Here is a 9,802-nt window from a genome sequence, read left to right as displayed (position 1 = left end):
GATAGACGATCACGTCCAGGTCTTGCGGCCTCTTGTGGGGGCTGGGGGTGCCCACGTAGTAGCGGCAGGGACGCACGCAGCAGTAGAGATCAAAGATCTGGCGCAGGGCCACGTTGAGCGAGCGGATGCCGCCGCCTATCGGTGTGGTGAGGGGCCCCTTGATCGCTACGCCGTACTGCTTGATGGCGCTCAGGGTGTCTTCCGGCAGGTATTGATAGGTGCCGTAGAGGTCGCAGGCCTCGTCGCCGGCGTACACCTTGAACCACTCAATTCGGCGTTCACCGCCGTAGGCCTGGGCTACCGCCGCGTCCAGCACTTTCTGGGTGGCGGGCCAGATGTCTACGCCCGTGCCATCACCGCGGATGAAGGGAACAATCGGATCGTTGGGCACGATCGGTTGACCGTTTTCGAAGCGAATTGCGGTGCCGCTGGCGGGGGTGGTGAGCTTCTCAAAGCTGGCGGCGCTACGGGTTGCCATGGGCTGTTACTGACCGGATCGGCCTTATCGGTGTGGCGAGCCTAGGTTTTAGGCATGTTGCGGTTCTGCTCAGGGGAAACGGCATGAATGCCGCCGATCAGGCCCAATCCCTTGAACTTGCCCAGGCAATCGCTGCGGCGGCGAGCCTGTTTCGCGTCCACTTCCCCGATGCCCGAGCCAACCTCACCCCCTGGCGCGACGACGCGCTGACCCGTGCCTTTGCCGAGCAGGAGAGCCTGGATCTCTCCTTTCACCTACCGGGTTGGAGTCCCCGCAGCCAGTGCCGCTCCTTTCTGGTGCAGCTGCGCCTGGACGGGGCCCCAGGGCGGAGCAGGGCTGAACGCCCTCGCCTGCTGGGGGTGACGATCCGGGGACTCACCTACGAGAGCGAGCGCTGGCGGCTGGCCACCGTGGGCGACTGGCAGCCGTCAGGCAGTCATCTGCCCCAGGCCGAGGTGGCGCAGAAGTTGCAGCAGTTTTCCCGGGAGCTGTTTGATCTGTTCGGTGGCGCCGAGCCGGCCGATCAGAACCTGGCGGCGTAACCCTTCGCAACCTTGCCGGGCGCCCCGGTAAAACTCCCGCCTAACTTGGCTCCTCGCCCGTACAACGTCCCCGTCAGATGGCCGTCGCCCTTGCTTCCCAACTGCGTGAAGGCACCAAAAAGGCCCACACGATGGCGGAGAACACCGGCTTCGTGAGCTGCTTCCTTAAGGGGGTGGTGGATAAGGCCAGCTACCGCACCTTGGTGGCCGACCTTTATTTCGTGTACTCGGCGATGGAGGAGGAGTTTGGCCGGCTTAGGGAGCATCCGGTGGTGGGTCCGGTGGCTTTCCCAGAGCTGAACCGGCGCGAAAGTCTCGAGCAGGATCTTGCCTTTTATTTCGGTGGCGACTGGCGTAATGCGGTCAAACCCACCCCTGGAGCCCAGCAATACGTAGAGCGTCTGCACCAGGTGGCGCGGGAGTGCCCGGAGCTGCTGGTGGGTCACCACTACACCCGCTACATAGGTGATCTTTCCGGCGGCCAGATCCTCAAGAACATCGCCCAGAAGGCGATGAGCCTGGGCGAGCACGATGGCCTGCGTTTCTACGAATTCGCGGCTATTCCCGATGAGAAGGCCTTTAAGGCCAACTACCGCACCACCCTCGACGGCCTGCCGATCGACCAAGCCATGGCCGATCGCATTGTGGAGGAGGCCAACCACGCCTTCCACCTGAACATGACCATGTTCCAGGAACTGGAAGGCAATTTGATCGCGGCCATTGGCAAGGTGCTGTTTGGCTTCCTTACCCGGCGTCAGCGTTCGGGCAGCACGGAAGTGGCGGCGGCCTGAGCCAGAGTTGGCGGGCCGCAGCCTCTGAGTGTCTTGCGCCCCCTTCGCTTTTTGGTGCCAGGCACCAGCGGTCGCTACCGCTGCGGTGGCCTGCTGGTGGAGCAGCAAACGGCCCGGCTGCTGGCCGAACTGGTGCCAACACAACTGGTCACCTATCGGCAGCGGGAGCCTGGACTGCCCTACCTGGGTGATCTGCTACGGGCTGAACCCCTAGGCAGTCCTGCCGCCACCGACTCCCTGTGGATCGTGAGCTGGGGCTTTGATGTGCCCCGCCAGTTGCGGGAGTTGCGGGGCCGGCCGGTGGCCTATCACGCCCATAGCAGCGGCTATGGCTTCCGCTTGCCCCCCGGGGTGCCGGTGCTGGCAGTGAGTCGCAACACCCTGGGCTACTGGGGCCAATGGGCCAGCCGCAATCCGCTGTTCCTGGTGCCCAACGCCCTGGAGGCCAGTTGGATCGCCCGCGGTGAACGCCCCCACAACTGCGGCGCTGAGCCGGCGCCGAGCGGCCGTTCGATTGATGTGCTGATCCAGCGGCGCAAGACCAGCACCTACGTGCTGGAGCAGCTGGTGCCAGCCCTGCGGGCCCGCGGGCTCACGGTGCTGGTGCAGGACGGCTGGGTGGAAGATCTGGTGGGGCTGTTCAACAGCGCCAAGGTGGTGGTTTACGACTCCGCAGACCACTGGCGCTGCAGTGGTGTGAGCGAAGGCTTTGGTCTGCCGCCGATTGAGGCCCTGGCCTGTGGCTGCGTGCTGTTCAGCAGCCTCAACCATGCCCTGGCTGACTACCTGGACCCCGGGGGCTTGGCCCACCAGATCGGTATGGGCAGCCTGGCCGCCGACGGGGAGCGGATCGCTGCGGCGGTGGCCGATCCAGCCGCCTGGCTGCCTGCGCCACGCCGCTTGGAAGAGCTGCTTGATGAGCTCAGTGAACCGCGGCTGCGCCAGCGCTGGCGCCAGGCCCTGGAGGCGATCAACATCCACATCGATCGACTGCAGGCCGGTGAGCCGCCCCTGCGGCCCCCTTCTCTGCTCCAGCTGCGCTTGGAGCGCTGGCGGCAGAGGTTGGCCCGTCGCCTTGCCTAGGGTCTCAGGAATGAGCGCATTTCTAGCCGGCCTCAACGACGCCCAGCGCAAGGCGGTGGACCACCACACCGGTCCGCTGCTTGTGGTGGCAGGTGCGGGCAGCGGCAAAACCCGCGCCCTCACCCACCGCATCGCCCACCTGATCGGCCACCACGGCGCCGATCCAGCCCATCTGCTCGCCGTCACCTTCACCAACAAGGCGGCCCGCGAGATGAAGGAGCGGCTGGAGCTGCTGCTGGCCCAGAAGCTGGCCCAGAGCCAGTTCGGCCAGCCCTGGAGCACCTTGCCGGCCGTGGAGCAGCGCCAGTTGCGCTCGCGCATCTACCGCGAGGTGATCAAGGAGCTGTGGATCGGCACCTTCCATGCCCTGTTTGCCCGGCTGCTGCGCTTCGACATCGACAAGTTCAAGGATCCCGAAGGGCTCAGCTGGACGCGCCAGTTCTCGATCTACGACGAGAACGACGTCCAGAGCCTGATTAAGGAGATCGTCACCCAGGAGCTGCAGCTAGATCCCAAGCGCTTTGAGCCCAAGAAGGTGCGCTGGGCGATCAGCAACGCCAAGAACCAGGGTTGGATGCCCGAGCAGCTTGAAGCCGATGCCGGTGGCCAGCGGGGCAAGTTGATGGCGGAGACCTACCGGCGCTACCGGCGCGCCCTGGCCGCCAACAACGCCCTCGATTTCGACGACCTGCTGCTGCTGCCGGTGCAGCTGCTGCGCCAGAACGAGCAGATCCGCGACTACTGGCACCGGCGCTTTCGTCATGTGCTGGTGGATGAATACCAGGACACCAACCGCACCCAGTACGACCTAATCAAGCTGCTGGTGACCAACGGTCGCGAACCCTCCGACTACGACGACTGGGATGGGCGCTCGGTGTTTGTGGTGGGTGACGCGGACCAGAGCATCTACAGCTTCCGCGCCGCCGATTTCACGATCCTGATGGGCTTTCAGGACGACTTCGGTGACGGGGCCGCCAGTGAGACCACCGCCACGATGGTGAAGCTGGAGGAGAACTACCGCTCCACCGCCACGATTCTGGAGGCGGCTAATGCCCTGATCGCCCACAATTCCGAGCGGATCGACAAGGTGCTGCGGCCCACCCGAGGTGAGGGTGAATTGATCTCCCTCACCCGCTGCGATGACGAGATCGCCGAGGCCGAGGCGGTGGTGCACCGCATGCGCATGCTTGAAGCCGCCCACCCCGATCTCAGCTGGGGCGATATGGCCGTGTTGTATCGCACCAATGCCCAGTCGCGGGCGATGGAAGAGTCGCTGGTGCGCTGGGGCATCCCCTACATCGTGGTGGGGGGGCTGCGCTTCTACGACCGGCGCGAGATCAAGGATGTGCTCGCCTACCTCAAGCTGCTGGTCAACCCCGCCGACACCGTCAGCCTGTTGCGGGTGCTCAATACCCCCAAGCGCGGCATCGGTAAAACCACGATCGAGCGACTCACCGACGCCTCAAACCAGCTCGGCATTCCCCTCTGGGAAGTGGTCCGTGATGCAGAAGCAGTGCGTTCTTTGGGCGGCCGCTCGGCCAAGGGGTTGCTGCAGTTTTGCGAGTTGATCAACGGCCTCCAGTCCTGTGCTCAAGACATCGCCCCTTCTGAATTGGTGCAGCGGGTGATGGAGCAGAGCGGCTACGTGGCTGAGTTGATCACCGAAGGCACCGATGAAGCCGAAGACCGGCGCCGCAACCTCAATGAGTTAGTGAATGCTGCCTTGCAATACCAGGAGGAAAACGAGGAGGGCTCCCTGGAGGATTTCCTGGCTTCGGCGGCCCTGGCTAGTGACGCTGACATCAAGGACACCGAGCAGGACCGCGTCACCTTGATGACCCTGCATGCCAGTAAGGGCTTGGAATTTCCGGTGGTGTATCTGGTGGGAATGGAGCAGGGTCTCTTCCCCAGCTATCGCTCCTTGGAAGACCCCTCGGCTCTCGAGGAGGAGCGCCGCCTCTGCTACGTGGGCCTCACCCGGGCCAAAGAGCGGCTGTTTTTATCCCATGCCAGTGAGCGGCGGCTTTGGGGTGGCATGCGCGAGCCAGCGGTGCCCTCGGTGTTTCTTTCGGAGCTGCCCAGCGCCCTGATCCAGGGGGACATTCCCCATAGCGGTGGAGCTTCCATTCGCCGTGAGCAGCGCCTGGAGCGGCTCACCCGAGTGGATCGCGAGGATTCACGCCAGGTAGCTGGCGGCGGTGCGGCCGGTGCTCCCGCCAATGCGGTGCGGCGTCGGACGGCTGCCAAGACCTGGGCGGTGGGGGACCGGCTGCGCCACAGCAGCTTTGGCGAAGGTCAGGTGACCCACTTGTTTGGCAGTGGTGAGAAGGTGTCGATTGCTGTGAAATTTCAGGGGATGGGACCCAAAATCCTTGACCCGCGCCTGGCGCCGATCGAGCCCGTCTAGGTGGAAATCCCTGGCATTCCAGCGCCCCTGCTGACAGCCCTGAGCCGGTCAGGGGTTGGGCCGGTGGCGTTGGTCGGTGGAGGGGTGCGGGATTTGTTGCTGCACCGGGTGCATAACGATCCCTGGCGGGGGCTGCCCGATCTGGACCTCGTGGTGCAGGGCCGGGCTTCAGAGCTGGTTAAGGAGTTGGTTGATGCCTTGGCTGGCCAGCTGGGTGAGGGTGTGGTGCAGCGCTGCCAGGAGCACGGCGCTTACGGCACCGTTGAGCTCGAACTCAACTTGGACGGCCAGCAGGTGCTGCTGGATGTGGCCACCGCCCGCTGCGAGACCTACCCGGTGCCAGCCGAAAATCCTCAGGTGAGCTTCGGCTCTATGGCCGATGACCTGGCCAGGCGTGATTTCAGCATCAACGCCATGGCCTTGGATCTGGTCAGCGGCACCCTGCTCGATCCCCATGGAGGCCAGGCTGATCTGGAGCTGCGCCGGCTGCGCTTTTTGCATCACGGCAGCGTTCGCGACGATCCCACCCGGCTGGTGCGCGGCGCCCGCTATGCGGCTCGGCTGGGGCTGGAGCTTGACGGGGCTAGCGCCGATCAGGCTGCAGCCACACTGGCGCAGTGGCCTTGGCCGTGGCGGCAGGGTGATCCGCCGGCTGAGGCGCCGTCAGCCTTGGGCACGCGCCTGCGGATGGAGCTGGAGTTGCTGCTGGAGCGCGAGCCCTGGCTGGCAGCTCTGGGGGCACTGCAGCGCTGGGGCGCTCTGGCGTTGCTTGATCCGGAGCTGCAGGCGGATACGCAGTGGCCGCGGCGGCTGCGCTGGGCTGTTCGGCTGGGGTTGCCGCTGCTGGTGGCCCTGGTGGCGGGAGCGCGCCAACCCCTCGCCCTGGCGGAGCGGCTGCAGTTGCCCCACCGTCAGCACCGCCTGCTAGCGCAATGGTTGGAGTTGCGGCGCCGGCTGATGGAGCAGCAGCTGGAGGGCTCTCCGGCGCTGCCCGAGCACTGGTGCGCCCTGCTGGAGGCTTCTGGCTGCAGTCCAGAAGCGGTGGCCCTGGCCCTGGCCTGTGGCAGTGGCCCGCGCCGGCCCCTGCTGCGGTGGCTGCTGCGCTGGCGCCAGGTCAAGGCCGAGCTCACCGCCGCTGATCTGCTGGCAGCTGGCATGCGGCAAGGGCCCGAGTTGGGCCAGAGGCTGAGGGAGCTGCGGGCCGAGCGGCTGCGCTTGGAGCGGATCTGAGTGCCGCAGACCCCTCGTTAGCGTGGGCGGATGACTGACCAGATGTCTGCTCCCCGAGTGGTGGTGGCCGTACCGGCCCGGCTGGAATCGGCGCGGCTGCCAGGCAAGCTGCTCGCCGATATTGCCGGCAAGCCCATGCTCCTGCATGTGTTGGAGCGTTGCCGGCAGGCCAAGGGTCTGGCGGCAGTGGTTGTGTGCACAGACAGCGATCAGGTGCGCTCTTTTGCCGAAGGCTGGGGCTTTCCTGTGCTGATGACCTCGCCCGATTGCAGCTCGGGCAGTGAACGCCTGGCGAGTGTGGTGGCGGAGCTGGTGGCTGCCGCGGGGGGCGGGGCCTCTGATTTTGATGAAACCCTGGTGATCAACGTGCAGGGCGACCAGCCGCTGCTGGATCCGGCGATCATTGAGGCGATGGCGGCTCACTTTGCCCAGCTGCAGCGGCCGCCGGTGCTCACGCCCGTCTATCCCCTCACCGCCGACAAGTTGCACGATCCCAATGTGGTGAAGGTGCTGCGGGCCCGCGATGGTCGCGCTATCACCTTCTCCCGCAGTGCCCTGCCCCATTTGCGCGGGGTGCCGCCCGAGCAGTGGGCTCAGCACACCACCTATTGGGGCCATGTGGGCCTCTATGGCTATCGGGCCGACGTGTTGGCTGGCTGGGCGGCCCTACCCCATTCCCGGCTCGAAGACCTGGAGAAGTTGGAGCAGTTGCGGCTTATCGACGCCGGTATTCCCCTGATCACCTACGAGGTGGCGCAGGACTGCCTCTCGGTGGATATCCCGGAGCAGCTGGAGCAGGCCCGCGCCCTAGCCGGCGCCTAGGCGTTGCCTTCTCGCCAGCCCTCGCGGTTGAGGCTTTGCAAAAGCCCCCGCTGCAGCAGCAGGGCTTCAGCTAGTTCACGCACGGCCCCATCCCCCCCACGGCGGCGCAATATCCAGTCGGCCTGGCGGCGCAGGCCCCGGGCGCCGTCGGCGGGGCAGACCAGCAGCCCCGTAGCCGGGCGCACTGTTAGGTCGTTGAGGTCGTCGCCGATGAAGGCGGTTTGCTGGCGCTCCAGCTGCAGGCTGGCTTGGAGCTGGCGTAGAGCGCTGAGCTTGTCGCCGACTCCCACCAGACAGTGATTGACGTGCAGATGTCGGGCCCGCTGCTCGATGGCGCCGCTGCGCCCGCCGCTGAGAAAGGCCACCTCAATGCCTGCTCGCTGCAGCATCCGGATCGCCAGGCCGTCGCGCACGTCGAAGCGCTTCACCACCTGGCCCTGCTCGTCGTAGTGCAAGCCGCCGTCGGTGAGCACACCGTCAACGTCACAAACCAGCAGTTCGATCGCCGCAAGATCCCGGCGCCGCAGCAGGGTTCGTTGAAGCAGCTGGCGGATCACAGGCTGCTTGGGGCCACACCCGCTGCCACTACTTGACGCAGGGCCAGCAGCTGGCTGAGCAGGGCCTCGAGCCGGTGCAGTGGCACCATGTTGGGCCCGTCGCTGAGGGCGTTGTCGGGGTCTGGATGGGTTTCCATGAACAAACCGTCCACCCCCACGGCGACTGCAGCTCTGGCAAGCGGTGCCACAAACTCCCTCTGCCCGCCGGTGCTGGTGCCACGGCCGCCGGGCTGCTGCACGGCGTGGGTGGCATCGAAGATCACCGGGCAACCCAGGGCTTGGAGCTGGGGGAAGCTGCGGTAATCGACCACAAGGGTGTTGTAGCCAAAACTGGTCCCTCGCTCGGTGAGCCATAGGCGGCCGCTGGCGGGATCTAGCCCGCATTCCTGCATTTTGTTCACCACCTGGGCCATGTCCCAGGGCGCCAGAAACTGCCCCTTTTTGACGTTCACCACCTTGCTGGTGCCTGCCACGGCCTTGGCGGCGGCTTCGAGCAGGTCGGTCTGACGGCAGAGAAAGGCGGGGATCTGCAGCACATCCACGGCTTGGGCCGCCGCCGCCGCCTGACAGCTCTCGTGGATGTCGGTGAGCACGGGCACCCCGAAGCTCTGGCCCACCTCCTGCAGGATTTTCAGCCCCTCATCGGGGCCCGGGCCGCGAAACGACTTGCCGGAGCTGCGGTTGGCTTTGTCGAAGCTGGCTTTGAAGATGTAGCGGATGCCGACTCGAGCGCAGATCGTGCTCACTTGCTCGGCGATCTGAAGCACCAGATCGCGGCTTTCGATTACGCAGGGCCCGGCGATCAAGGTGAAGGGGATGGCCGTCATGGGCGCTCCGCGGCGGTACTGGTGGTAAACCCAGCCTGCACCAGATCGTGCAGCCGTAGCAGGCCCAGCAACAGGCGAGGCTGGGCGGGATCCACAACTGGCAGCACTGAAATTGCCTGGTGGGGGTTGCGTTCCATCACTTTTAGAGCTTCTACAGCGAGCACCTCTGGCGTCACTGTGATCGGGTCAGCAGTGGCCATGGAGCCGGCGCGGAGGTCAGCCCACTCCTCGGGGGCATGGTGCTGCAAGCTGCGGCGCAGGTCGCCGTCTGTGATCAGTCCGGCCATCAGTTCGGGGTTTGCGCTGGCCCGCACCCAGGCGGCCCCAAGACTGCCTTTGCCGTTGCTGCCTTCGGTGAGCCGGCCGATTACCTCGGCCAGGGGTGCCTCGGGAGAGAGGCCGTCCAGCGCTGTTGCCGGCACCATCAGATCGGCCACGGTGAGGGTGAGCTGGCGGCCTAGGGAGCCGGCTGGATGGTTGATGGCGAAGTCTTCGGGCGAGATGCCTGCCCGCTCCATCCACACTGCCGCCAGGGCGTCGCCAATCGCCATAGCTACCGCCGTGCTGGCCGTGGGAGCCAGGTTTAGCGGGCAAACCTCCCGATCCACCGAGCCATCCAGCACTACATCGCAGCCAGTAGCCAGGCTGGATGCCAGGCGGCCCACCAGGGCGATCCGGGCCGTGCCGCGGCGGCGCAGGTGGGGCAGGATCGCCAGCAACTCCTCTGTTTCACCGCTGTTCGAGAGCAGCAGGGCGACGTCGTCGGCCGCCACGATGCCGAGATCGCCGTGCAGGGCATCGACCGGATTGAGAAATACGGCCGTAAGGCCGATTGAAGAAAAGGTGGCAGCGATCTTGCGGGCAACGATCCCGCTCTTGCCCACGCCGGTAAGCACAAGCTTGGCTCGGCGTTGGCGGCACCCCTCCAGCAGTTCCAGAGCGGCCTCCACCTGGCTGCTGCTGAGGCGCTGGGCAGCAGCTGCTATGGCAGCAGCCTCTTCCTCCAGGCAGCGGGTGAGGGCAGACAAGAAGCCGGTCTCGCAGATCCCCCATTCTCGCTGGCGG

The 9,802-nt window shown here is 65.7% G+C and carries 10 protein-coding genes; 6 read left to right on the top strand and 4 right to left on the bottom strand.

Going from position 1 to position 9,802, the window contains the following annotated elements; all coding sequences use genetic code 11:
- Window positions 1-478 (bottom strand): isocitrate/isopropylmalate family dehydrogenase (locus KBY99_RS10115; RefSeq protein ID WP_254998914.1); only part of this gene is annotated, 478 nt, incomplete at its 3' end.
- Window positions 479-561: 83 nt separating this feature from the next.
- Here KBY99_RS10115 and KBY99_RS10110 point away from each other — a divergent pair.
- The 6 genes from KBY99_RS10110 (at window position 562) to kdsB (ending at window position 7,353) form a co-directional block, all read left to right on the top strand.
- Entirely contained in the window at window positions 562-1,020 is a 459-nt protein-coding gene (locus tag KBY99_RS10110; RefSeq protein ID WP_254998913.1) for a hypothetical protein, read from the top strand.
- Window positions 1,021-1,097: 77 nt separating this feature from the next.
- Window positions 1,098-1,811 carry a heme oxygenase (biliverdin-producing) gene (locus KBY99_RS10105; RefSeq protein ID WP_254998912.1) on the top strand — a complete coding sequence of 238 codons (714 nt, stop codon included), beginning with the start codon at window positions 1,098-1,100 and terminating at the stop codon, window positions 1,809-1,811.
- 33 nt (window positions 1,812-1,844) lie between these two features.
- Window positions 1,845-2,894 carry a glycosyltransferase gene (locus tag KBY99_RS10100; RefSeq protein ID WP_254998911.1) on the top strand — a complete coding sequence of 350 codons (1,050 nt, stop codon included), beginning with the start codon at window positions 1,845-1,847 and terminating at the stop codon, window positions 2,892-2,894.
- 10 nt (window positions 2,895-2,904) lie between these two features.
- Entirely contained in the window at window positions 2,905-5,301 is a 2,397-nt protein-coding gene (locus KBY99_RS10095; RefSeq protein ID WP_254998910.1) for a UvrD-helicase domain-containing protein, read from the top strand.
- A gap of 63 nt (window positions 5,302-5,364) precedes the next feature.
- Window positions 5,365-6,531: a CCA tRNA nucleotidyltransferase gene (locus KBY99_RS10090; RefSeq protein ID WP_315857985.1), complete on the top strand. Its 1,167-nt coding sequence runs from the start codon at window positions 5,365-5,367 to the stop codon at window positions 6,529-6,531.
- Window positions 6,532-6,573: 42 nt separating this feature from the next.
- A complete protein-coding gene (gene kdsB / locus KBY99_RS10085) occupies window positions 6,574-7,353 on the top strand; it encodes a 3-deoxy-manno-octulosonate cytidylyltransferase (RefSeq protein WP_254998908.1) in 780 nt (259 codons plus the stop codon).
- Here the strand turns inward: kdsB and KBY99_RS10080 are convergent.
- Genes KBY99_RS10080 through KBY99_RS10070 form a run of 3 tightly spaced genes read right to left on the bottom strand, consistent with a single transcriptional unit; the run spans window position 7,350 to window position 9,765 of the window.
- Window positions 7,350-7,910, bottom strand: coding sequence for a KdsC family phosphatase (locus KBY99_RS10080; protein ID WP_409996556.1), 561 nt, complete (start codon window positions 7,908-7,910; stop codon window positions 7,350-7,352). The genes kdsB and KBY99_RS10080 overlap by 4 nt on opposite strands.
- On the bottom strand, window positions 7,907-8,737 hold the full coding sequence (gene kdsA, locus KBY99_RS10075) for a 3-deoxy-8-phosphooctulonate synthase (RefSeq protein ID WP_106632223.1): 831 nt from the start codon (window positions 8,735-8,737) through the stop codon (window positions 7,907-7,909). The genes KBY99_RS10080 and kdsA overlap by 4 nt, the downstream gene beginning before the upstream one ends.
- Window positions 8,734-9,765 carry an SIS domain-containing protein gene (locus tag KBY99_RS10070; protein WP_254998907.1) on the bottom strand — a complete coding sequence of 344 codons (1,032 nt, stop codon included), beginning with the start codon at window positions 9,763-9,765 and terminating at the stop codon, window positions 8,734-8,736. The genes kdsA and KBY99_RS10070 overlap by 4 nt, the downstream gene beginning before the upstream one ends.
- Window positions 9,766-9,802: the final 37 nt, after the last annotated feature.

This window comes from Cyanobium sp. Maggiore-St4-Cus (assembly GCF_024345615.1).
Taxonomy (GTDB): Bacteria; Cyanobacteriota; Cyanobacteriia; order PCC-6307; family Cyanobiaceae; genus Cyanobium_A; species Cyanobium_A usitatum.
Note: the sequence above shows the minus strand (reverse complement) of the source record. Positions and strands in the feature narration are given on the sequence as shown.